At 66.0% G+C, this 22,021-nt stretch carries 27 protein-coding genes, 1 other RNA gene and 1 riboswitch; of the genes, 15 read left to right on the forward strand and 13 right to left on the reverse strand.

Features of this window, described 5'->3' with window-relative positions; genetic code table 11:
* Positions 1 to 49 precede the first annotated feature (49 nt).
* From ACIQCN_RS01615 to ssrA, 13 genes are all read left to right on the forward strand, one after another.
* Positions 50 to 1,273, forward strand: a complete 1,224-nt coding sequence (locus ACIQCN_RS01615) for a CpaF family protein (RefSeq protein ID WP_400609080.1) — start codon at positions 50 to 52, stop codon at positions 1,271 to 1,273.
* A complete protein-coding gene (locus tag ACIQCN_RS01620) occupies positions 1,270 to 2,127 on the forward strand; it encodes a type II secretion system F family protein (RefSeq protein WP_400603238.1) in 858 nt (285 codons plus the stop codon). The genes ACIQCN_RS01615 and ACIQCN_RS01620 overlap by 4 nt, the downstream gene beginning before the upstream one ends.
* The gene (locus ACIQCN_RS01625; protein ID WP_400609082.1) at positions 2,124 to 3,065 is read left to right on the forward strand and encodes a type II secretion system F family protein; all 942 of its coding nucleotides are present in this window, start codon (positions 2,124 to 2,126) and stop codon (positions 3,063 to 3,065) included. Before ACIQCN_RS01620 ends, ACIQCN_RS01625 begins: the two co-directional genes overlap by 4 nt.
* Positions 3,066 to 3,119: 54 nt before the next feature.
* The gene (locus ACIQCN_RS01630; protein ID WP_400603240.1) at positions 3,120 to 3,338 is read left to right on the forward strand and encodes a hypothetical protein; all 219 of its coding nucleotides are present in this window, start codon (positions 3,120 to 3,122) and stop codon (positions 3,336 to 3,338) included.
* Positions 3,339 to 3,443: 105 nt separating this feature from the next.
* Entirely contained in the window at positions 3,444 to 3,788 is a 345-nt protein-coding gene (locus ACIQCN_RS01635; RefSeq protein WP_400604251.1) for a TadE family protein, read from the forward strand.
* A 76-nt stretch (positions 3,789 to 3,864) separates the two neighbouring features.
* Positions 3,865 to 4,341 (forward strand): hypothetical protein, encoded by a 477-nt coding sequence (locus tag ACIQCN_RS01640; protein WP_400609084.1) that lies wholly within the window; start codon positions 3,865 to 3,867, stop codon positions 4,339 to 4,341.
* The gene (locus tag ACIQCN_RS01645; protein WP_400609086.1) at positions 4,338 to 4,808 is read left to right on the forward strand and encodes a pilus assembly protein TadG-related protein; all 471 of its coding nucleotides are present in this window, start codon (positions 4,338 to 4,340) and stop codon (positions 4,806 to 4,808) included. Before ACIQCN_RS01640 ends, ACIQCN_RS01645 begins: the two co-directional genes overlap by 4 nt.
* A gap of 46 nt (positions 4,809 to 4,854) precedes the next feature.
* A complete protein-coding gene (gene prfB / locus ACIQCN_RS01650; protein WP_400603243.1) occupies positions 4,855 to 5,970 on the forward strand; it encodes a peptide chain release factor 2 in 1,116 nt (371 codons plus the stop codon).
* Positions 5,971 to 6,169: 199 nt separating this feature from the next.
* A complete protein-coding gene (gene ftsE, locus ACIQCN_RS01655) occupies positions 6,170 to 6,955 on the forward strand; it encodes a cell division ATP-binding protein FtsE (protein ID WP_400609088.1) in 786 nt (261 codons plus the stop codon).
* Positions 6,952 to 7,866, forward strand: a complete 915-nt coding sequence (gene ftsX / locus ACIQCN_RS01660) for a permease-like cell division protein FtsX (RefSeq protein ID WP_400603245.1) — start codon at positions 6,952 to 6,954, stop codon at positions 7,864 to 7,866. The genes ftsE and ftsX overlap by 4 nt, the downstream gene beginning before the upstream one ends.
* Positions 7,867 to 7,894: 28 nt before the next feature.
* The gene (locus ACIQCN_RS01665; RefSeq protein WP_400609090.1) at positions 7,895 to 9,322 is read left to right on the forward strand and encodes a peptidoglycan DD-metalloendopeptidase family protein; all 1,428 of its coding nucleotides are present in this window, start codon (positions 7,895 to 7,897) and stop codon (positions 9,320 to 9,322) included.
* An 87-nt stretch (positions 9,323 to 9,409) separates the two neighbouring features.
* Entirely contained in the window at positions 9,410 to 9,883 is a 474-nt protein-coding gene (smpB, locus tag ACIQCN_RS01670) for an SsrA-binding protein SmpB (protein ID WP_400603247.1), read from the forward strand.
* Between the two features lie 89 nt (positions 9,884 to 9,972).
* Positions 9,973 to 10,341, forward strand: a transfer-messenger RNA (tmRNA) gene (gene ssrA / locus ACIQCN_RS01675).
* Positions 10,342 to 10,491: 150 nt separating this feature from the next.
* Here the strand turns inward: ssrA and ACIQCN_RS01680 are convergent.
* From ACIQCN_RS01680 to ACIQCN_RS01725, 10 genes are all read right to left on the reverse strand, one after another.
* Complete coding sequence (locus tag ACIQCN_RS01680) at positions 10,492 to 10,857, reverse strand: hypothetical protein (protein WP_400609092.1); 366 nt, start codon at positions 10,855 to 10,857, stop codon at positions 10,492 to 10,494.
* Between the two features lie 59 nt (positions 10,858 to 10,916).
* Positions 10,917 to 11,315, reverse strand: coding sequence for a fluoride efflux transporter FluC (locus ACIQCN_RS01685; RefSeq protein ID WP_400609094.1), 399 nt, complete (start codon positions 11,313 to 11,315; stop codon positions 10,917 to 10,919).
* Positions 11,312 to 11,722, reverse strand: coding sequence for a fluoride efflux transporter FluC (locus ACIQCN_RS01690; RefSeq protein ID WP_400609095.1), 411 nt, complete (start codon positions 11,720 to 11,722; stop codon positions 11,312 to 11,314). The genes ACIQCN_RS01685 and ACIQCN_RS01690 overlap by 4 nt, the downstream gene beginning before the upstream one ends.
* The gene (locus tag ACIQCN_RS01695) at positions 11,712 to 12,425 is read right to left on the reverse strand and encodes a metal-dependent transcriptional regulator (protein WP_400603251.1); all 714 of its coding nucleotides are present in this window, start codon (positions 12,423 to 12,425) and stop codon (positions 11,712 to 11,714) included. The genes ACIQCN_RS01690 and ACIQCN_RS01695 overlap by 11 nt, the downstream gene beginning before the upstream one ends.
* 43 nt (positions 12,426 to 12,468) lie before the next feature.
* Positions 12,469 to 13,227 carry a class I SAM-dependent methyltransferase gene (locus ACIQCN_RS01700; RefSeq protein WP_400609097.1) on the reverse strand — a complete coding sequence of 253 codons (759 nt, stop codon included), beginning with the start codon at positions 13,225 to 13,227 and terminating at the stop codon, positions 12,469 to 12,471.
* Between the two features lie 117 nt (positions 13,228 to 13,344).
* Entirely contained in the window at positions 13,345 to 14,754 is a 1,410-nt protein-coding gene (locus ACIQCN_RS01705) for an aminotransferase class V-fold PLP-dependent enzyme (RefSeq protein WP_400609098.1), read from the reverse strand.
* 35 nt (positions 14,755 to 14,789) lie between these two features.
* A riboswitch (SAM riboswitch) is annotated at positions 14,790 to 14,903 on the reverse strand.
* A 169-nt stretch (positions 14,904 to 15,072) separates the two neighbouring features.
* Entirely contained in the window at positions 15,073 to 15,885 is an 813-nt protein-coding gene (hisN, locus tag ACIQCN_RS01710) for a histidinol-phosphatase (RefSeq protein ID WP_377216974.1), read from the reverse strand.
* A 46-nt stretch (positions 15,886 to 15,931) separates the two neighbouring features.
* Positions 15,932 to 17,047, reverse strand: coding sequence for a ribosome small subunit-dependent GTPase A (gene rsgA, locus ACIQCN_RS01715; RefSeq protein ID WP_400609100.1), 1,116 nt, complete (start codon positions 17,045 to 17,047; stop codon positions 15,932 to 15,934).
* Positions 17,031 to 18,401: a 3-phosphoshikimate 1-carboxyvinyltransferase gene (aroA, locus tag ACIQCN_RS01720; RefSeq protein ID WP_400609103.1), complete on the reverse strand. Its 1,371-nt coding sequence runs from the start codon at positions 18,399 to 18,401 to the stop codon at positions 17,031 to 17,033. Before aroA ends, rsgA begins: the two co-directional genes overlap by 17 nt.
* 6 nt (positions 18,402 to 18,407) lie before the next feature.
* On the reverse strand, positions 18,408 to 18,923 hold the full coding sequence (locus tag ACIQCN_RS01725) for a DoxX family protein (protein WP_400603256.1): 516 nt from the start codon (positions 18,921 to 18,923) through the stop codon (positions 18,408 to 18,410).
* A 261-nt stretch (positions 18,924 to 19,184) separates the two neighbouring features.
* On the opposite strand from ACIQCN_RS01725, the gene ACIQCN_RS01730 reads away from it, so the two are divergent.
* Together ACIQCN_RS01730 and rsrA are read left to right on the forward strand one after the other, a co-directional pair.
* Positions 19,185 to 19,976, forward strand: coding sequence for a sigma-70 family RNA polymerase sigma factor (locus ACIQCN_RS01730; protein WP_400609105.1), 792 nt, complete (start codon positions 19,185 to 19,187; stop codon positions 19,974 to 19,976).
* Positions 19,973 to 20,233, forward strand: a complete 261-nt coding sequence (rsrA, locus tag ACIQCN_RS01735) for a mycothiol system anti-sigma-R factor (RefSeq protein ID WP_400603258.1) — start codon at positions 19,973 to 19,975, stop codon at positions 20,231 to 20,233. Before ACIQCN_RS01730 ends, rsrA begins: the two co-directional genes overlap by 4 nt.
* Positions 20,234 to 20,338: 105 nt before the next feature.
* On the opposite strand, the gene ACIQCN_RS01740 is transcribed toward rsrA, so the two are convergent.
* The 3 genes from ACIQCN_RS01740 to ACIQCN_RS01750 form a co-directional block, all read right to left on the reverse strand.
* On the reverse strand, positions 20,339 to 20,413 hold the full coding sequence (locus tag ACIQCN_RS01740; RefSeq protein WP_369299106.1) for a 50S ribosomal protein bL37: 75 nt from the start codon (positions 20,411 to 20,413) through the stop codon (positions 20,339 to 20,341).
* Positions 20,414 to 20,502: 89 nt separating this feature from the next.
* The gene (locus tag ACIQCN_RS01745) at positions 20,503 to 21,129 is read right to left on the reverse strand and encodes a helix-turn-helix transcriptional regulator (protein WP_400603259.1); all 627 of its coding nucleotides are present in this window, start codon (positions 21,127 to 21,129) and stop codon (positions 20,503 to 20,505) included.
* On the reverse strand, positions 21,129 to 21,956 hold the full coding sequence (locus tag ACIQCN_RS01750) for a DUF4097 family beta strand repeat-containing protein (RefSeq protein WP_400609107.1): 828 nt from the start codon (positions 21,954 to 21,956) through the stop codon (positions 21,129 to 21,131). The genes ACIQCN_RS01745 and ACIQCN_RS01750 overlap by 1 nt, the downstream gene beginning before the upstream one ends.
* Between the last annotated feature and the right edge of the window lie 65 nt (positions 21,957 to 22,021).

Genomic DNA, 22,021 nt, shown 5'->3' on the forward strand with positions numbered 1-22,021 from the left:
ACCCAGTTGCACCGCCCCGGCCGGGGCAGCGGATCATTTGGGGGACTGCGTGGACGCTCTGGGGATAGTTGAGGACGAGGTCCGCGAGCTCATCCGTCGCCGAGGCCTGGACCCGTCCAGGCAGGCCGGAGAAGTGCGGAGGCTTGTCGAGGCGGCCGTCACGGATTACGACGAGCGTGCACTCGTTGGGCCGCTTCCTCCACTTGGCCCCCTGGATGCGGCTCGTAAGTTCCTGTTCGACGCCGTCGCCGGTTTTGGCGTCCTGCAGCCATTGCTGGATGACCCGACAATCGAAGAGATCTGGATCAACGCCCCCCACGAAATATACGTGGCCCGCAACGGCGAATCTGAACTGACCTCCCTCAGCCTCTCGGAACAGCAGGTCCGCGACCTGGTGGAACGGATGCTCAAGAGTTCAGGCAGGCGGCTGGACATGTCCACACCGTTTGTGGATGCTGCCCTGCCGGACGGATCCCGGCTGCACGTAGTGATTCCGGACGTTACCCGCCGCCACTGGGCCGTCAACATCCGGAAGTTCGTCATCAAGGCCAGCAGGCTCGAGCACCTGGTCGAGTTGGGAACGCTCACCCCGCAGGCGGCACGGTTCCTCGGAGCAGCCGTTTCCAGCGGGCTGAACATCCTCGTCTCAGGCGCCACGCAGGCCGGCAAAACCACCATGTTGAACTGCCTCGCTGCGGGGATTGGCAGCCGGGAACGGGTGATCACCGTTGAGGAAATTTTCGAACTGCAGTTCCCGCTGCGCGACGTGGTGGGCCTGCAGTGCCGGCAGCCCAATCTCGAGGGCAAGGGCGAAATTCCGCTCCGGCGACTGGTCAAGGAAGCACTCCGGATGCGTCCCGACCGGCTCGTAGTAGGCGAAGTGCGCGAGGCCGAAAGCCTCGACATGCTCATCGCACTGAACTCCGGCATGCCAGGAATGTGCACCATCCACGCGAATTCAGCACATGACGCCGTCACCAAGCTCTGCACGCTGCCGCTCCTCGCAGGCGACAACATATCGTCGGCATTTGTGGTCCCCACCGTCGCGTCGTGCATCGACCTGGTGGTCCACTGCAGCCGGCACGCAAACGGGCGCCGGCAAGTGACGGAGATTCTTTCGTTGGGCCGCCGCGTGGAGAACGGGATCATCGAGTCATCGCCTGTCTTTGTGATGACCGACGGCTCTCTCCAACCCCGGGCCAATGCCATGCCATCCGCTGAGAAGTTCGCGCGGGCCGGCTACGACGTCGCCGCGCTGCTGGACCTGCGATGATTCCGGCACTTCTCGGCGTCACCACCGGCGCAGGGCTTTTCCTCGTCTGGTGGTCCTGTTGGGATTTGCCGCCCGCGGCCCCGGCGGAAGCGCGGCCCAACCGGCTGGCTGACCTCCTGGCCGCGGCAGGCGTGGACAAAGTCTCCGTCGGCGGGCTGCTGGGAACATGCATGGCCCTGGGCGCCTTCGTGGCGCTGGTTTTCTTTGCTGCAAGCGGCTCGTTGCCCATCGCCATCTGCTTCGGATTGTTCGCGGGATGGCTGCCAATCACCATCCTGCGGTGGCGTGCAAAGAAGCGGACGGCGCTGCTGCGCCAACTCTGGCCCGACGTAGTCGACCACCTTCGCTCCGCCATCCGGGCGGGCCTGCCTTTGCCCGAAGCCCTTATCCAACTTGGCGACAAGGGCCCGGAGGAACTCCGGCAGGTCTTTCGGGAGTTCGGGGCGGACTACCGGGCCGGTGGCCAGTTCGAAGGCTCGTTGAACAAACTCAAGAACCGGCTGGCGGACCCGGTCGCGGACAGGATCGTCGAAGCCCTGCGCCTTACGCGGGAGGTGGGCGGTTCTGACCTTGGCAAGCTGCTTGGCACACTGGCCGACTTCCTGCGGGAGAGTGCCAGGACGCGAAGCGAGCTCGAAGCGCGCCAGTCATGGACGGTCAACGCCGCCCGGCTTGCCGTGGCTGCCCCCTGGTTTGTCATGCTCCTGTTGTCCACCCGACCCGAGGCCGTGCAGGCGTACAACACCGCTATGGGTGCCGGGGTCCTGGTGGGCGGCCTGGTGGTCTCCTTATTCTGCTATTCGATAATGCTCCGCATCGGCGCACTTCCTGAAGACGAACGGGTGCTGCGATGACTCCGGGGTATCCGCTCGCGGCTGTTTTTGGCATCCTTCTGGGAACCGGGCTGTGGCTTGTCATCTTCCGTTCCCCCTACATGCGCGCCACAACCCTCGCCGAGCGCATCGAACCCCAGTTGAAGGCACAGAACCTCGAATCCCGACTGCTGCGCGCCGGCGAACATAACGTGACACCCTTCGGCCCGCTTGAACGGATCCTCCGCCCGATCCTCCGCGACGCCCTCGCCGGCATTGGGCGGCTCAACCCGGCACCCGGTGCAACGGACAGGCGGCTTGCCCAGGCCGGAATCAGGAAGGCCTCCGTGGATTTCCGCGCGGAACAGATGCTCTGGGCGGCGGCAGGCTTCGCCACGGCGCTCATCGTCATTGTGCTCGGTGCTGCCGCCGGACGGTTCAATCCTGTCTTCGCCGTGATTGTCGTGATCGGCAGCTCCGTTGGCGGCTTCATGATGCGCGACTACTGGCTGGGCGTGCAGATCCGCCGCCGTGAAGCACGCATGATGGCCGAATTCCCCAGCCTCGCGGAACTGATGGCCCTTGCGGTCAGTGCGGGTGAAAGCGCCAGCGGCGCCCTGGACCGGGTCTGCCGTAGCTCGCAAGGAGAACTCAGCAAGGAGTTTGCCAAGATCATCGCCGAGACACGGGCGGGCAAGCCCCTCGTCCAGGCGCTCCAGGAGTTCTCTGCCCGCACCGACCTGGCACCGCTGGTTCGGTTCGTCGACGGAATAATCGTCGCGGCAGAACGCGGCACGCCGCTGTCAGACGTGCTCCGCGCCCAGGCGCAGGACGTCCGGGACACGGCAAAACGGGAACTCATGGAAGCTGCCGGCAAGAAGGAGATTGCCATGATGGTGCCGCTCGTCTTTGGCGTTTTGCCCCTCACCGTCATTTTCGCCGTCTTTCCGGGCATCGCTGCGATCAATCTGGGATTCTAGGAAAGCTCCCCGTGAACCTGACAAACCGCTGCAACTCAAGGAACAGGACTAGAAATGAAGAAAATGGGACTCCGCTTGGCCGTGCTGTTGATCGACGTCACCGGAAGCAGCGCACCAGCCCGCCATCCTGCGGACCATCCTGAACGCGGCGACGTCCCGGGCTGGGTCATGATCACGTTGATGTCCGCGGTCCTGGTCGCAGCACTGCTCGCGCTCGCCGGGCCCGCCCTGGAGACCATGTTCAACCAGGCAATGGACAGGGTCGGAAGCTGACCCATGGCTGTCCCAGGGCGGGGCAGGGCACGAAGGGGCGGTGAACCGCGGGCGGCCGCCGTGCGCAGGGACGGTTCACAAGGACGCGAACAAGGCTCAGCAGTGGTGGATTTTGTCCTGGTAGGCAGCCTGCTCACGCTGTTCTTCATGGCGATCGTCCAACTGGCACTCGTCCTGCATGTCCGGAACACGCTGATCGACGCTGCGGCTTCCGGCGCGCGGTACGGGACACTCGCAGATCGGGGAGCCGCGGACGCGGAGGAACGGACCCGCAGCCTTGTAGGCCTCGCCCTCAACCCCGGGTTCGCCGAGCACGTCACCACCGCTGAGGTGACAGTGGGTGGTCTCCGGACGCTCGAAGTCACGGTCCGTGCGCCGCTGCCGGTCATCGGCCTGATCGGTCCACGGGAGATGCTGGAGGTGAAGGGCCATGCCGCTGTCCAGCCGTGAGTGCCCAGGGAGATTCCGGGCAGGCCGCCCGGCAAGCCCCGGCCGATACCTTCCGCGGGCCGGGTTCTCCCGAGCCTTGGCATTCTTCCGCCGCGGCCTCGGCGACGGAGACCCCACAGCAGGGTCCGGCCGCCCGACCGGCGGCGAACGGGGCAGCGCGGTTGTGGAGTTCACCTTCCTCGCGTTGCTGCTGATGGTCCCGGTCGTCTATTTCATCATTACGGTCGCCCAGCTCCAGGGCGGTTCCTTCGCAGTAGTGGGTGCTGCGGACCAGGCCGCGAAGGTTTACGTCGCCCAGCCGGACGAAGCGTCCGCGCTGGCAGCTGCCGAACAGGCAGTAGCCATCGCGCTCAAGGACTTTGGGCACGGCCCGGAAGCTGCACGGGTGGCGGTGGCCTGTGCCCCGGCCGACTGCCAGTCCGCCGGAAGTACCGTCTCCGTCACGGTCAGCCTGGACGTACCATTGCCCTTCCTGCCCTTCGGAGAGGGGTTCCGTCTGGGCGCCACAGAGGTAGAGGCGTCCTCGACCCAGCTGGTGGGCAGGTTCCGGTGACCTCCGTGAAAAAGGTGACGCCCGGGGAGCAGCAGGACCGCGAGGCCGGGCAAATTACCGTCATGATCCTGGGATTCGTGGCCCTGGCGCTGCTGGTTGCCACCGTGGTCATCGGCATTTCCTCCGTTTACCTCGAGCACAAGCGCCTGCTCTCATTGGCCGACGGCGCCGCGCTGGCCGCCGCCGACAGCTACACCTTGGGTGAGGTGGAGACCAGGGGCGGGCCGCCGTCGGCCTCGCTTAATGCTGCCCGCGTCAGGAACGCTGCTGCAGATTTCGTTACCCGCAGCCCCGGATCATTGCGCTTCGACAGCCTCGCGGTCGCCCCGTCGACCGGCACGCCGGACGGAACGACCGCCGTCGTAGTCCTCACCGCGGTGGTGCGGCCGCCTGTGGCGAACTTCCTTGTTCCCGGCGGTATCCCCATCGAGGCCTCGTCCACAGCCCGGTCCCGGCTGACCCGCTGAGGCCGGGACCGGACGTTTCCACCGGATAGCGTAGGCTTAAACGACCATGGCCAATATTGATTTTTCCGCAGAAATCCGCGCTCTCCGCGCCACCTATGAGTCCATCGAACGGGTCACCGATATTGACGCGCTCAAGGAAGACATCGCAGAACTCAGCGAGCGGGCAGGCGAACCGGACCTGTGGGACGACCCGGCTGCGGCCCAGAAAATCACCTCGCGGCTGTCCCACCGCCAGTCCGAACTGGAACGCCTCACCAGCCTCGCGTCCCGCATCGATGACCTCGAAGTCCTCGTCGAACTTGGCGAGGACGAAGACGACGCGGACTCCATGGGGGAGGCCGCCGCGGAACTGGAATCCATCCGCAAGGCACTCAAGGACCTTGAAGTTGTCACCCTCCTGTCCGGCGAGTACGACGAACGCGAAGCCGTCGTGTCCATCCGGGCAGGCGCCGGCGGCGTGGACGCCGCAGACTTCGCGGAAATGCTGCTGCGCATGTACCTGCGCTGGGCTGAGCGCCACGGTTACCCCACCACAGTGATGGACACTTCCTACGCCGAAGAAGCCGGGCTCAAGTCCGCCACCTTCGAGGTTAAGGCCCCTTACGCGTTCGGCACCCTGAGCGTGGAAGCAGGAACGCACCGGCTGGTCCGCATCAGCCCCTTCGACAACCAGGGCCGCCGGCAGACCTCGTTCGCCGCCGTTGAAGTCATCCCCCTTATCGAGCAGACGGACTCCATCGAGATTCCGGACAACGAGATCCGCGTGGACGTGTTCCGGTCCTCCGGCCCCGGCGGCCAGTCGGTCAACACGACGGACAGCGCGGTGCGACTCACGCACATTCCCACCGGCACCGTAGTGTCAATGCAGAACGAAAAATCGCAGCTGCAGAACCGTGCGGCGGCCATGCGTGTCCTCCAGTCCCGGCTTCTCCTGCTCAAGAAAGAACAGGAAGACGCGGAAAAGAAGGCCCTGGCGGGAGACGTCAAGGCATCCTGGGGTGACCAGATGCGCTCCTACGTCCTCAACCCGTACCAGATGGTCAAGGACCTCCGCACCGAACACGAAGTCGGCAACACCTCTGCAGTGTTCGACGGCGAAATCGACGACTTCATCGACGCGGGCATCCGCTGGCGTACCGACAACCGCAACGCTGAGAAGTAGGCCCGGCACGTCCGCGGGCGCAGTGAACGTGGTGGCGGCGGACGGCCGATCCTGCGACACACCGCCCCAAACCCCGCGAAGAGGCCGCGGGTCCTGCGTATAGTCGAAAGGCCGGGGCCCTACTTCCCCCAACGAAAACCCGTGCACCGGCTGCAGATCTGTGCCGTCCCGGCCCAGCCGCTGCAGGGTACTTAGGGCCATGATCCGATTCGAGAATGTCACCAAGGTCTACGACCAAAAAGCCCGGCCAGCGCTGGACTCTGTGAGCCTTGAGATCGAGCGGGGCGAGTTCGCCTTCCTCGTCGGCGCATCCGGCTCCGGAAAATCGACCTTCCTGCGGCTCGTCCTGAAAGAGGACCGGGCCACCTCCGGCGCTGTCTACGTGGCCGGCCAGAACGTCGCCAAGATTTCGAGCTGGCGGGTCCCGCGCCTCCGCCGAGGCATCGGCGTCGTCTTCCAGGACTTCCGCCTGCTGCCACAGAAGAACGTCTTTGCCAACGTCGCGTTCGCCATGCAGGTGATCGGCAAGAGCCGCAGCGTCATCCGGGACACCGTGCCCGAGGTACTCAAGACGGTGGGGCTCGAAGGCAAGGAACACCGCATGCCGCACGAGCTCTCCGGCGGCGAGCAGCAGCGCGTCGCCATCGCACGCGCGGTGGTCAACCGCCCGGGAATCCTCCTCGCCGACGAGCCCACGGGAAACCTTGATCCCACCACGTCCATGGGCATCATGGGCGTCCTGGACAAGATCAACCAGAACGGCACCACCGTGGTGATGGCAACGCACGACGACGACATCGTCAACGAGATGCGCAAACGCGTGGTTGAACTCAAGAATGGCGTGGTGATCCGCGACGAAGCCAAGGCGTTGTACACCTCCCTGATCCCCGTCGTCGGGCAATCCCGCCGGCTGAAGGACGCCAGCGGCCGGGAGGAACCCGAAGCCGCGCCGGGTGCCGCCGCGGAAGGTGAGGCGCCGCGATGAGGCTTGCATTTATCCTCGGCGAAATCGGCAGCGGCCTGCGCCGCAACGTCTCCATGGTGGTCTCCGTGATCCTGGTGACCTTCGTGTCGCTCACCTTCGTGGGCGCCGCGGGCATGCTGCAAATGCAGATCAACCAGATGAAGGGCTACTGGTACGACAAAGTCCAGGTGGCCATCTTCCTGTGTGGGGAAGGTTCGACGGCGGCGGGCTGCGCCGGCGGGCCCGTCACCGCCGAGCAGCAGGAGAACCTTAGCGCCCTCCTCGAATCGCCGGCGGTCAGCCAGTACATTAACGACTTCCAGTTCGAGTCCCAGGAAGAGGCCTACAAGCACTTCAAGGACCAGTTCTCGAATTCGCCCATCGTTGACTCCGTCACGCCGGAGCAGTTGCCTGCCTCCTTCCGGATCAACATGAAGGATCCGGAGAAGTACCAGATCATCAGCGAGACGTTCTCCTCCCAGCCGGGCGTGGAAACCGTCATTGACCAGCGGCAGCTTCTGGAGCGGCTCTTCTCGGTGATGAACGGGGCTTCCCTTGTTGCAGTGGGAATCGCCGGAGTCATGATTGTTTGTGCCATCCTGCTGATCGCCACGACCATCAGGCTGTCCGCGTTCAGCCGTCGGCGCGAAACAGGCATCATGCGCCTGGTGGGCGCGTCAAAGACAGTGATCCAATTGCCGTTCATCCTCGAGGGCGTCATCGCCGCGGTTATCGGCGCCACGCTGGCTTCCGGAACTCTGTGGGCGGTGGCCCATTTCTTCCTGGGCGACTTCATGTCCCGGCAGTACCCGGACACCGCGTTTATCTCATCCAGCCAGACCCTGATCCTGGCGCCCGCCTTGATAATCCTTGGCGGATCCTTAGCGGGAATTTCGTCACTCTTGACCCTACGCCGATACTTGCGCGTCTAAGCTGATGCAAGCCGAACAAGGAAAGCCTATGAATGACATGGACCAAATAAAGAGCCGCCGGCGCAGCCATGGCGGGCGCCCGCGTGCGCGCGGGACCTCGCTCATGAGTGGTGTCATTGCGGTGGTCCTGGCCGCCGGGCTTGCCTCGTCTGCTCCCGCGGCGTTCGCCGACGAACTGGAAGACAAGCAGGCAGCCCTGAACGCTGAAGCGGCCCGCGTGCAGCAGTCGCTGGAGTTCGTTGACGCCCGCATCGCCAAGGCCGCAGGCGACCTGGTCATCTATCAGGGCCAGCTCCCCGGTGCGCAGCAGGCTCTCCTCGAAGCGCAGGGCAGGGTGGCAGGTGCGGTCAAGGAAGTGGAAGCACTGTCCGCCCGCGTGGATATGGCACAGCAGAACAAGGCCAAGATCACCCAGCAGCTGGAAACCGACAAGAAGAAAATTGCCGACACTAAGAAGCTGATCGGGCAGATCGCCACGCAGGCCTACAAGTCCGGGGGAGTGCCGTCGAATCTCTCCCTCTTCTTCGGCTCCAACAGCGGCTCCAGCCTGACGGAGACCATGGACCTGGCAGACCAGGCGATGCGCAGCCAGAACGCGGCCATGGACAAGCTCTCCCAGCAGAACGCCACCAATGTGAACTCCCAGGCCCGCCTTCAGGCAGTGGAAGCGGAGATCAGGGACCTCAAGGCCAAGGCTGACGCTGCCCTGGTGCGTGAAAAAGCTGCCAGGGATGAAGCGGCGGCAAAGAAGTCCAAGGTGGATAAGCTCATTGCCGACACCACCCGGCTTAACAAGGAACTGCAGGCCGCGAAACCTGCAATCCAGACACAACTCGCGGGTGTGAAGGCGAACCAGGTCGCCGTTGCGGCCGAAATCAAGGAACGCGACCGCCGGCTTCGCGAGGCATGGTTGGCCGAACAGCGCAGGCGTGCTGCTGCCGCTGCGGCCGCAGCTGCCGCCGCCGCGGCAGCAAGGAACCAGCCCCCGCCCCCGTCCCGGCCGTTCGTGCCGCCGGTGGGATCGCCGTCGGCCTTTGGACTCCGGCACCCCTTCGCCTCCAGCGTTCCGATCACCTCGGGCTTTGGCTGGCGCGCCACACCGCCCGGTACCATCGACTTCTACGGCACCGGCGGTTACATGCACACCGGCATTGACTTCGGAGCTGCCTGCGGCACACCCGTTTACGCGGCGGCGGCCGGCGAGGTCTTCAGCTCCGGCTGGAACTCGGCCGACGGCGGCGGTTGGCGGGTCAAGATCTCGCACGGAGTCGTCCAGGGCAATTCCCTGACCACCATCTACTATCACAACGCCAGCATCGTAGTCGCTAATGGCCAGCAGGTTTCGCAGGGGCAGCTCATCGCCTACTCGGGCAACACCGGCAACTCCACCGGCTGTCACGCCCACTTTGAAACCTGGCTGAACGGCTCCGCGGTGGACCCGATGGGGCTGCTCTAGGAGCACGCCGGCGCTGCCGTACACTGGTAGGACTCCGCGGCCGGCAGGCCGGGAGGCCGACGGATTCTTGGATTGAGGAGTACTCCCGTGCCTAAAGAAAGTGGCCGGAAAGTGGTGGCCACCAACCGCAAGGCCCGGCACGACTACCATGTGCTGGATACCTATGAGGCCGGTATCGCGCTCATGGGCACCGAAGTGAAGTCCCTGCGCGAGGGGCATGCCTCCATGGTGGACGGCTTCTGCACGTTCTACAATGACGAGCTGTGGATGGAAGCCATCCACATCCCCGAATACAACCAGGGCAGCTGGACCAACCACGCGGCGCGCCGCCGCCGCAAGTTGCTCCTGCACCGCGAGGAGCTCACCAGGATCGCCCACAAGATCCGCGAATCCGGGTATACGGTGGTTCCGCTGCAGCTGTACTTCGTGGATGGCCGGGCCAAGGTGGAGATCGGCGTAGCGCGCGGTAAGCGGGAATACGACAAGCGCCAGACCCTCCGTGAGCAGCAGGACAACCGCGAAGCCCAGCGCGAAATGCGGGAACGCAACCGCCGCCGCTGACCCTGCCGGCGTCCGGGAATGATTCGCGGGGGTCATGCGTTATGATAAATAGTCCGGTGGGCATGCCTGCCGGTTTGGTAACAAAATACGGGGATGATCGGTTTCGACGATGTTAGTCGCGACAGGTGAAGCGGGCCGAGGATGCAGAATTATCTCGTTAACGCTGTCTGCAAACCAATAAGTGCCGAATCTAAGCGCACTGACTTCGCTCTTGCTGCCTAAGCAGTAAGACAGTCCGTCAGCCCGGGGTTGCTATCGCCCCGGTTCCTGGCGTCATTTAGATAGCCACTGCTGTTTACCCTCGTCATCGGGGTGAACGGGACTCTTAGGTGACTGGGCCCGGATCAGCCAGCTGTTTGCAGCATGGCTGGGGCCGAGAAAATCCGACGCAAACTGCGCCCGGAGAAGCCCTGACAACACGACATCGGACGGGGGTTCAATTCCCCCCATCTCCACTTTTTGTGAAAACACCCCGGTCCTTGGACCGGGGTGTTTTTTGCGTTGCCCGGGAGCATCATTCTCGACGCGGATGTTCCCTGACGCGGCCCATATATGGGGGCGTCAGGAAAGATGCGCGTCGAAACTGAACCAGCGCACCGAACTGCCTGTTACTGGTCTACGACATCCACGACGCCGATGAAGCGCGTGCCGACCGCTTCGAATTCGCTCCGGACGGCTCCGGCGGGGCGTTCCGGCACTTCCTGCCTGGTGTGGTGTTCGCAGGCAACAAAGCTGAAGTCGGGCCACCACTTCTTGGGCCGGGCTGCTTCCTCGTAGCCGCACACTGCACATACCAAGTGGACCCACACCGGGCGCTTCCCGGTCCGGTTGGCCCGCGACTGCACCAGCCACGGCGGCGGGTTGTCCAGCAGGGCCCCGAGTTCCTCCTCCGCCATCCACTTGGGCAGGCCGTGGCGCTGCGCCATTTCAAGGGGTATGTCGAGGGCAATTGCTGCGTCACGTCTGCTAATCATCACTGTCCACCATACGGGAGGGCTCCAAATCGCTTTTCGGCAGCAACAGGCCCGCCCGGTCAGGAGGCCAGCGCCACCCCCGCAGCCGCGGCGGCAAACCCCAGCACCAGGTTCGTGGCCACGTTCACCGCACCCGCCCCAAACCGCGCCTCGCTGAACAGCCGTATGGTGGCGGTAGTCCATGAGCTAAACGTTGTGAGCCCGCCGGCGAGGCCCGTTCCGACGGCGGCCCGCCACTCGGGTGTCATGGCCGGACTTTCCGTGGCGGCGTAGGTCAGCCCGATCAGGAAACAGCCTGCCACGTTGACCAGCAGAGTAGCCCACGGCCAGTGCTGCCGCCCCGATCTGCCGGGCCCGCGGACGCTGCGCCGTGCGCTGTGGTGGGCAAACCAGCTGTCCACGGCAAACCGGAGCAGGGCGCCTGCCATCCCGAACAGGCCTACCAGCACCGCCGTCATGGTGTGACTTCCGCAGGACACGCAAGCAACCGGCCCAGGCGCCAGCCGGCCCCCGCAGCGGCGAGGCCGAACACCAGCGACAGGGCAAGGTACAGCAGCCACGCCTGGTGTTCACCAGCCCGCAGCAGCTGGTCGGTGGAGAACATAACGGCGGAGAAGGTGGTGAAGGATCCGAGCAGCCCCGGGCCGATCCCCGCACGCAGCCAGAAGGATGTCTGCGGCCGCGCCATCCAGAGCGTGGTCAATGCGGCGAGGGCAAAGCTTCCTGCAACGTTAATAAGGAGTGTTGTCCATGGAACAGATCCGGTACCTTCCGGAAAAACCAACCCCAGGCCGTACCGCAGTTCCGTGCCGAGGAGGCCGCCTGCAGCCACTGCCAGCCAGGCGCGCCACACGTCAGCCGTCACCCAGGAGGCAGCCGGGATGCGGGTGGTCCGTGTGGACCCAGAGTGCTGACGTGATCTCCTCGGCGAAGTCGTAGTCCCTGCTTCGGCCGGCATTGCGGATCCGCACCACTAAGGCTCCTCCGAAGGGACGCCGGCCCAGCACTTCGACTTCATCGTCGATGTCGATGTGCTCGGCGGACAGATACCGGAGGAGATCCGGGTTGTCGTCGCTGATCCTCGTGATCCTGCCGGTGTGGCCCTCATCGAGTTCGCCCATGAGGTGGGCCCGCGGCACCATGACCTGGCCGTCCGCGGAGGGGATCGGGTCGCCGTGCGGGTCCCTCAGCGGATGGCCCAGCTTGGCCGAAACCCGTTCGATGAACGTGTCCGATACAGCGTGCTCCAGCAGTTCCGCCTCGTCGTGGACCTCGTCCCAGCTGTAGCCGAGCTGCTGTACGAGGTACGTCTCGATCAGACGGTGCCGCCGCACCATGGCCAGCGCCAGCCGCAGCCCGGCGTCGGTCAGCGTGATGGCGCTGTAGGGCTTGTGGTCCACCAGGCCCTGGTCCTTGAGTTTGCGGACCATCTCGGACACCGAAGAATTTGCAACGCCCAGCCGCTGCGCGAGCTGCGAGGACGTAATGGCCTTGTCCTGCCACTCCGTGAAGGAGTAGATGACCTTAACGTAGTCCTCGATGGAGGAGGAGGGCGCGCTGGTCTTCACAGGTCAAGCCTACCGGGTGCGGGGCGGCACGGCAGGGCAAGGGTCAGGCCTTGGCGGCGCGCCACGCCAACGTCAGGTAGGGCAGCTTCAGGTCGAGCCCGGCGGCGTGGCCCAGATGGTCGTGCAGGTACCAGTCCAGGTTCGCCAGCACTTTGGCGCGGGTCGCCTCGCCTGCCCGCAGGTAATAGCTGCGCGACTTGGCCAACTCCATCAGGTCCTCGGTGGTCACGGTGTCCTGCCAGTGCGTGACGTGCCCCTCCGGGCCCTTGAATTCGGGCCCCACCACCGGCCGGAAGTCAGGTTTGTACACGTCCCCCGCGTGCATGATCCGCGACAGGCGGTGCACCCACGGCACAGACGTGTCCAGCTGGTTCCACACGAGACCCAGGATGCCTCCCGGCCGCAGCACACGCGCCAGTTCGGTGCTTGCCGCCAGCGGATCGCACCAGTGCCATGCCTGGGCCACAGTGACGACGTCGAACGACGCGCCGGGCAGGCCTGTCGCCTCCGCTGTCCCCGCCACCGCCGTGGCACCAGGGCAGTGGAACTTCAGTTGGGCCAGCATGTCTGCGGACGGGTCGATAGCCGTCACCGCCAATCCCCGATTCAGTAGGAGGGCGGTGAATTTTCCGGTTCCGGCTCCAACGTCCAGTGCGTCCCGTGCCCCTTCAGGAACCACCCATTGGGCTGCGTCTTCGGGATATCCGGGCCGCACCCGCTGGTAGTGGCTGCCGCCGGAACGGAAGCTGCTGCCCAGCTCCTGGCGTCGTCCGTGATCTAGCTTGGGGCCACCCCGAACCACCGTGCCGCCTCCCGTTTCCCGTGCCCGGGCAGCTGGTGCGCCGAGGATTACCCCTCGAATTTACCGCATCAGCAACATGGAACCGGCCGGCGGCACAGGCCCCGTCCGGTCCAGGACTCAGGTGTCCGTGCAGGGAGCTGCACCGGCGGTACCCGGGGTGTTCGGCGCCCAGTGCGGGTAGGTCCGGGTGTCGTTGGCCGGCACCCAGCGGCCGGCGTCCACCACGTAGTCCCAGCCGAGGCCGGTGGTCCTGAGGGCCCGGATGCCGGCCAGCAGGCGCTGCGCGTCCTCCAGCCGGGAACCCACACCGAAGCTGGCCCGCAGTGAACCGGACGGCAGTCCCAAGCGCTTGAGCAGTGGATGGGCGCAGAAGCGGCCGTCGCGCAGGCCCACGCCGTGCTCGGCGGACAGGTATGCCGCCACGAGCCCGGCGTCGTAGCCCTCCACCGAGAAGTTGACCACGCCGATGGTGTCCGTCTCCGGGTTGGAGTCATTGAAGATCTGGTGCACCCTCACTCCGCTGATCTCCTGCAGGCCCTCCACCAGGAAAGACCGAATGGCCGACTCATGGGCGTGCCAGCGCTCCTGGTCCAGTCCCGCGATGACCTGCGCGGCCCGCGCCAGGGTGGCGGCGCCCAGCACGTTGGGTGAGCCCCCCTCATGGCGGGCCGGTCCGGTAGCCCAGCTGACGCCGTCGAGCTTTGCCTCCGTGACGGCGCCGCCGCCGGCGAGGTGGGGGGTGCCGGCATCCAGCCAGTCGGGGCGGCCTACCAGCACTCCGGCGCCGAAAGGCGCGTAGAGCTTGTGTCCCGAGAAGGCGAGGTAGTCGACGTCGTCCGCTGCGATGTCCACGCGGCGGTGCGGCGCGAGCTGGGCGGCGTCCACGACAATCCGGGCGCCGTGCTGGTGGGCGAGCGCGGCAAGGGCGCGCACCGGGAGGATCTCGCCGGTGACGTTGGAGGCGCCCGTTACGGCCAGGAGGCTAACGCCGCCCTGCTCAAGTTCGGCGCGCACGGCCTCCAGGGTTCCGGCGATGCTGTCCGCGGCCACGATGCTCCGGTGCGGGACGCCCTGCCACGGCAGCAGGTTGGCGTGGTGCTCGATGTCGAGGTAGAGGACGTCCCCGTCGGGCCGGCCGCCGGTAAGCGGGAGGCAGCCGGCAAGCAGGTTCAGGGAGTCGGTGGTGTTGCGGGTGAAGATGACCGAGTCGTCCGGCCGGCCGCCCACGAATTTCCGCACGATGTTCCGTGCGTTCTCGTAAACGGACGTGCTGATCTGGGACGCATACCCGGCGCCGCGGTGCACGCTGGCGTAGTAGGGCAGGATTTCGTTCAGGTAAGCCGAGACCACAGACAGCGCCGGGGCGGAGGCGCCGTAGTCGAGGTTCGCATAGCGGACGTGTCCGCCGGTGATCAGGGGCGCCTGGATTTCGGCGCCGGTGACGGCGGCCAGCGGCCGGGCCGCTGCTTCAATACGGGCGTCGGCGGGCAGGGCCGGACGGGCGGGGGTGACGGTGGCACTTGTCACAGAGACCTCACTGGGAAAGGACTCCACAAACGGGGAATCCGCGCTTGCCGCATCCGCTCCGGACCGGCCTGGTCGTCACCCGGGGCACCCCACCGCGAATGGAGGGTTGCCGGCCAGCAAACCGGGGTTTAGCGCTGGCACTCGTGACCTGGTTAAGAGCGTAGGACATCCGGCGGGCAAGGTTGAAGCGGGCCGCAATGTTAAGGCGATTGTTACGCGCAGCCGCTGATAGCTCCTTTGGGCGAATATAACGACGACGGGCGCCTCAGTTCGGGGCGCCCGTCATCGTAATCTTCGGCCGGGAAAGGTCCGGTGAAGCTAGAGGAGGTCGTCCAGGTAGGGGTTCAGGCGGTGCAGCACTTCAGTGTGCAGGATGGAGTTGGTGGCCAGCGCATTCCCGCCGAAAGGCCCGTCCTGGCCTTCCAGCGAAGTGAAGCGGCCGCCGGCTTCCACCACGATAGGCACCAGTGCGGCCATGTCGTACAGGTTCAGTTCGGGTTCGCAGGCGATGTCCACCGAACCCTCCGCCACCATGCAGTATGACCAGAAATCCCCGAAAGCCCGGGTGCGCCAGACGTCTTCGGTCAGACCCAGGAACTCGTCCAGGTTGCCCCGTTCCTTCCAGCCGCCCAGGCTCGAGTAGGACAGGGATGCGTCCGCCAGGTTGGAGACGTTGGAGACCCGTAGCCGGCTTGCTGCCGCCAGGGAACGGCCGGTGTAGGAACCCATACCCTTGGCACCCCACCAGCGCTTGCCCAGGGCGGGAGCGCTGACCACCCCGACCACCGGTTCGCCCTCGTCCACGAGTGCGATCAAGGTGGCCCAGACCGGTACTCCGCGGACAAAGTTCTTGGTGCCGTCGATGGGGTCGATGATCCAGCGGCGTGAGCCGTGGCCGGTGCTGCCGAATTCCTCGCCGAGCACGGCATCGCGCGGACGGGACCGGGAGAGCTGGCCGCGGATGGCCTCCTCGGCGGCCTTGTCCGCGTCGGTGACCGGCGTCAGGTCGGGCTTGGTCTCCACATGGAGATCAAGTGCCTTGAAGCGGCTCATGGTCTGGTCATCCACGGAGTCGGCCAGGACATGGGCCAGGCGCAGGTCATCGTTGTAGCTCGAAGCGGGTTGGATCATGCTTCCAAACTACCGTCTGCGCGCGGATCTGCTGGGAGATCCGGCGTCAGGTGACGCTGCCGAGTTCCTTGGCTTCCTGTGCCTCGTTGCGCGGATCCGCCCCAAGGAGGCGGCGCAGGGACGCCAGCCGGGCGGTGCCGGTGGGTCCTGCGTGCCCTTCTTTGACCCAGGCATCCAACCCGCAGTCCACGGCGCTGGCGGTGTGCTTGCAGCCCCGTTCGCAGTCCTCGATCCCGGGCGAGAGGTCCGGGAACGAGCGCAGGATCCGGTCGGGGTCCACGTGGGCCAGCCCGAACGAGCGGATCCCGGGGGTGTCGATGATCCAGCTGCCCGGGGGAGCTTCAGCAAGCCGGAGGGCCAGCGCGGATGAGGACGTGTGGCGTCCCCGGCCGGTCACGGCATTGACGCCGCCCGTGGCCCGCTCCGCGCCGGTCAGGGCGTTAACCATGGTGGACTTGCCCACGCCGGAATGGCCCAGCATCACGGTGACTTTGCCGTCCAGGTAGGCGCGGAGGCGGGCAACGGCCTCGCTGTCCAGGCGGGCGGACAGCCCGTCATCGGAGCGGGCGTCGATTCCCGAGGCCCGGTCGTCGGCCGTCCGGCTGATAATGACGGGGAACTCGAGGTGCGTGTAATTCGACAGGAGCTCCGCAGGATCCTTGACGTCCGCCTTGGTGACGAGCAGGATCGGCTCGATGCCGGCGTCGTACGCTGCCACCAGCGCGCGGTCGATGAACCCGGTCCGTGGCTCCGGGTTGGCGGCGGCGACCACGATGACCAGCTGGTCCGCGTTGGCCACGACGGCGCGTTCCACGGGGTCCGTGTCATCGGCGCTGCGGCGCAGCAGGGTGCGGCGCTCCTGGATCCTGACCAGGCGGGCCAGCGTATCGGGCTCGCCGGAGACATCGCCAACCAGTGACACGAAGTCCCCGGCCACCACGGGGGAGCGCCGCAGCTCCCGTGCCCGTGCCGCAATGATCACGCGTTCGGAGGCGGAATCCTCGTCCACTACGGCCGTATAGCGACCCCGGTCCACCGTGATGATGCGGCCGGTAACGGCGTCATCGTGGCTCGGCCGGTCCTTGGTGCGCGGCCGGGAGCCCTTCTTGCTGGGCCGGATTCGGACATCCGATTCATCCCAGGAGTCAGTGCTCCGAGCCACTGCCCGAACCCTCCGCCCCTTGCGCGAGCATCCCGGACCAGAGCCTGGGGAAGTCCGGCATGGTCTTGCCCGTGGTGGCGATGTCCTCCACCTCCACGCCCTCCACGGCGAGGCCAAGGATGGCACCGGCCGTGGCCATGCGGTGGTCCGCGTAGCTGTGGACGACGCCGGCGTGCAGCGGGGCCGGACGGATCACCAGGCCGTCGCTGGTCTCTTCGGCATCGCCGCCCAGCCGGTTGATTTCAGTCACGAGCGCGGCGAGCCGGTCCGTCTCGTGGCCGCGGAGGTGCGCGATGCCGCTCAGCCTCGATGGGCCGGAGGCCAGTGCGCAGAGGGCCGCCACGGTAGGGGCAAGTTCGCTCGTATCGGCGAAATCGCCGCCCTTGATTTCCTGGCCGCCGGTGACCGTCAGCGTTCCGTCGCGAAGGGTCACGTCCGCGCCCATGTCAGCGAGGATGGTGCGCCACAGGTCGCCTACCTGTTGCGTCCGCTCGGGCCATTCCGGAATCCGGACTGTTCCGCCGGTCGCCAGGGCCGCGGCAAGGAACGGGCCGGCATTGGAAAGGTCCTGCTCGATCCGCTGGTCGAAGGCGCGGATCGAGCCGGGCTGCACCACCCAGTGGTTGGGCGTGGAGTCGTCCACTTGCACCCCGGCGCCGCGCAGGACGGCAACAGTCATGTTGATGTGGTCCAGGCTGGGGACCGGGCCACCCGAGTGTTCCAGGTGCAGGCCGTCGGTGAACCGGGCACCCACCAGGAGCAGGGCGGACACGAACTGGGACGAGGCGCTGGCGTCGATCACCAGGTGGCCGCCGCGGACTTCGCCGGTGCCTTCCACTACGAACGGAAGGGACGACGGCGTGCCTCCCCCTTCTGCCGATACCGCGACGCCCAGCCCCTGCAGTGCCTCGATGATGGTTCCCATGGGCCGCTTGCGGGCGTGGGGGTCGCCGTCGAACACGCCGGCCCCTTTGCGCAGCGCCGCAAGCGGCGGGACGAAGCGCATCACGGTGCCTGCCAGGCCGCAGTCGATGGCCACGTCCGCCGCCGGCGCGTCGGCACTGAACGGAACGACCTCCAGGTCCGGACCGAACGCCCCGTCTCCGGGGACCTCTGTGACGGTGGCTCCCAACTGGCGCAGGGCCTCGATCATCAGGGCCGAATCCCTGGAATGCAGAGGTGCGCGCAGGCGGGACGGGCCGTCAGCCAGCGCGGCAAGCACCAGGTACCGGTTGGTCAGCGATTTGGAACCGGGGACCGTGAGGGTGGCGTTGACGGGCCGCGACGCGAACGGTGCGGGCCAATGGGGAAGGGGCGCTCCGGTGCCGGCCGGTGCTGCGGGTGCTGCGGTCATTCGGCTTTATGCCCCCGTGGCGTGCCCGACGGCACGGCGAACGGCTTTATCGGCCTTGTGGATCTTCTTGTTTGTGGTCCTGCGGGCGTCCGCCGCAAGGTGCTCCGCGCGCCATGCCAGCCCCGGCTTGCCTGCGGTGTCCACGGAGGCCAGGAGGGCGCCGCCGCTGAGCGAGAGGTTCTTCAGGAGCTGGTTGCGCCGGTGCTCGCGGCCTTCCTTGCTGCTGATATCGGCGCTGCGCCATTCCACGAAGGTGTTTAGGAGCGAGACCACGGTCAGCAGGCCGGCGGAGAGGCGGGAAAACTTGCCCATTCCGAAGAGGATCCCGGCGCCAACCTGGGTACCGCCGATGACGCGCGCAAGGGCCTTCTCATCAGCCTGGAACGGCAGTGCCGCGGCGGCTTTGCGGAGCAACGGAGAAAGCTGCCGGGCGGTGTCATCGGAATTCTTGAGCTTGTCCATTCCGGCCAGGACAAAACTGGAGGCCAGCATGGGCCGTGCAAGCATACGGGTCAAGGACATGGGTTTCCTCCTGGATGGACGAGCCGCATAAAGCGGGGGAGTCCGTTCTAGTCTTGCACTTTTGGGGAATATTTGCCCAAGGCGCGGGGTTACGTAGAGCAGGTCCGCAACCGCAGGACCGCACAAGAGCACGGACACACTCCAGGCAGCAGCTGCCGGCGCCCGAACGCGCTCCGCGGCCTGCAGCCTGCGTGATGGACAGGAACGGGGTGGGCCTTGGGAAGCGTAACGGACATAGTCTCCGCGCCAGGTCCGGTGGAGATGGACGCATTGTTGTCCGGTCCGACGGAATACGGCACGCCACCGGGGCGCGGCCTGCCAGTAGACTTGAGGGCAATGAGCACCCTGGATCCGGCCGTCCCGGCCACCTATGAGGAACCGTCCGCCGCGGCAGGACCAGCCGCTGCCGCCCCGGAAGAACCGGTGGACGTCGCCACTGAGTCCGCGGAAGAGCGGCGGACCCGGTTCGAGCGGGATGCCATGCAGTACGTGGACCAGCTGTACTCGGCCGCCATGCGGATGGCACGTAACCCTTCCGACGCCGAGGACCTGGTGCAGGAGGCCTATACCAAGGCGTTCTCGGCGTTCCACCAGTACAAGCCCGGGACCAACCTCAAGGCCTGGCTTTACCGGATCCTCACGAATACCTACATCAACCTTTACCGGAAACGCCAGCGCGAGCCGCTGCAGTCCAACTCGGACACCATCGAGGACTGGCAGCTGGCGCGGGCGGAGTCGCACACGTCCAGCGGCCTCAGGTCCGCTGAAGCCGAGGCGCTGGACCACCTTCCGGATTCGGACGTAAAGCGCGCACTGCAGGAGATTCCGGAGGAATTTCGGCTGGCCGTGTACTTCGCCGATGTGGAGGGGTTCGCCTACAAGGAAATCTCAGACATCATGAACACCCCCATCGGTACGGTGATGTCCCGGCTCCACCGCGGCCGGAAAATGTTGCGGGACATGCTCGGGGAATACGCCGCCGAGCGCGGATTCAAGGCCGCCGCCGAGCCAGGGGACGCGGCAGGAAGCACACAACAGGAGAGCGGAAAATGAGCGACTGCCAGGGATTGGGCGATTGCGATGACACCCGGATGCAACGGATCTACGAGTACCTCGACGGCGCACTGACCCGGGAGGACCTCACGGAGATCAAGACACACCTCGACGAGTGCCCGGAGTGCAGTGAACAGTACGACCTCGAGTGCGTCATCCGTAAAGTGGTCAAGCGTTCCTGCACGGAGGCCGCCCCGGAGAACCTGAAGAACGCGATCCTGGACCGGATACATTCGATCCGGCCGGTCGACGCGTAACTGCCAGGGCGGGTGTCCGGCCGCCTGGGCGCCGTACAGAAAGGACCCCGGAAACCAATGAGGTTTCCGGGGTCCTTTGCTGTAACCAAGTTACCTGGCATGTGCCTAGGTGTTGGGGCGCTTCCCGTGGTTCGCGCCGCCACGCTTACGGTCACGACGCTTGCGTGCACGCTTGCTCATAGCTGGCCTCCTTACTGTTGGTACTCAAAAGAGCTGCCCTCAAGTCTCCCACATCTGCAAGGTGCCCGCGAACCGGGAGGCACGGGCCGTTAGGCGTCCAGTGAGTTGCGGATGGCGGTGCCCGCCTGGTCCAGGACCGTGCGCATCGTTTCAACGGTGGACGGGTTGAGGGGCTGGTAGCGGGAGCGAAGCCGCAGCTCAGCGCGGATTCCGTCGCGGAACTCCTGCAGCATGGCCTCGGCATCCCTGAGCGGCCGCCCGGTTTGCGGGGGCAGGCGGCCGCCGGGGAGGCGCATCTCCGCTGACTGGGCTGCTGACTGCGCCGCGACCCTGGCCGCCTCAGCCGTGGCGGCAAGGTCTGCCCGGAGGCCGCGCATGTTGCTGCGGATGTCTTCACGCAGGCTGTCGGCCAGCCGCCGCACCGACGCGGAGATGTCGTTTTCCACCCCGGCAAGCTCGTCCCGCCGGCGCTCCAGCTCGTCCAGGCCCGCAGCCGTGATGCGGTAGTTGGTGCGGCGGCCCGCCGATTCGGTGGCCACGAGGCCCTCGGCCTCCAGTTTCCCCAGGCGCGGATAGATGGTCCCCGCGCTGGGGGAGTACGTGCCGCCGAACCGCTCCTTCAGCGCCTTGATCAGCTCATATCCATGTTTAGGGCCCGACTCAAGCAGGGCCAGGAGGTATAGGCGTAGTGCACCGTGCGCGAACACGGGAGGCATCAGAGGCCTGCTTCCGCGTCTCCCGGCGCGGGCCGGTGGAGCACGGACGTTGCTCCGGACACCGAGTTGGTCCGCAGCAGCATCAATTGCCGGTCAGGGCCCGCAATGGTCTCTACCGACCCCGAGAGGTGCGGGAACCGCTGGTTGTCGATGACCACGGCGCCGCTGGCCGACTTGGCGATAAGGTCCACGCCGACGTCGTACGGCAACCGGATGGTGAGGTCCCCCGAAACCGAATTCGCCCCGAAGTCATGCGTAAAGCCGTGCAGGTCGAAGCTCAGCCCGCCACTGACGGTGTTGGCCCTGACATTCGTCAGCTCCCCGGAAGCGGTCACCTCGCCGGAAACGCTCTTTGCCGTAAACACCCCGGTGTGGTTGCGGGCCGCGACCTCGCCGCTGACGGTGTTGACGTCCAGCTGGCCATGGGTTCCGTCCGCCACCACCGAGCCGGAAACCGTATTCAGGCGGGTATGGCCGGACGTTCCGGAAACCAGTCCATTGCCACTGACGATGCCCGCTTCAACGTCCACGCCAGCGGGGAGGGCAATGCTGATGACGGCGGAGTTCTCGCTGTTGTGGCTGACGGTGCCCATCAGGTTCTTGAACCAGCCCTGCGCGCCGTGCAGCTGGTGCCGGATTTCCAGCCGGCCGCCGGAAACGGACACCGCCAAGGAGTCACCCTGGACGTCCGTGACCTCGATCCGGGCCACCGGTTCCGGATGCGTGACCACGTCAAAACGGCCGCGGATCATGCCCAGCTTCAGGGACGAAACACCGTCCACGTCGATGGTCTGCGGGCTGGTAATGTTCCATTGCTGATCGGACACGTCTCCTCCAAAGGCGATATATCGTGTTGAGCTTCCAACGGTACCCCCGGTCACTCAGGCGATCA

Origin of the sequence: Pseudarthrobacter sp. NPDC092424, assembly GCF_044754925.1 — a bacterium.
Taxonomy (GTDB): Bacteria; Actinomycetota; Actinomycetes; order Actinomycetales; family Micrococcaceae; genus Arthrobacter.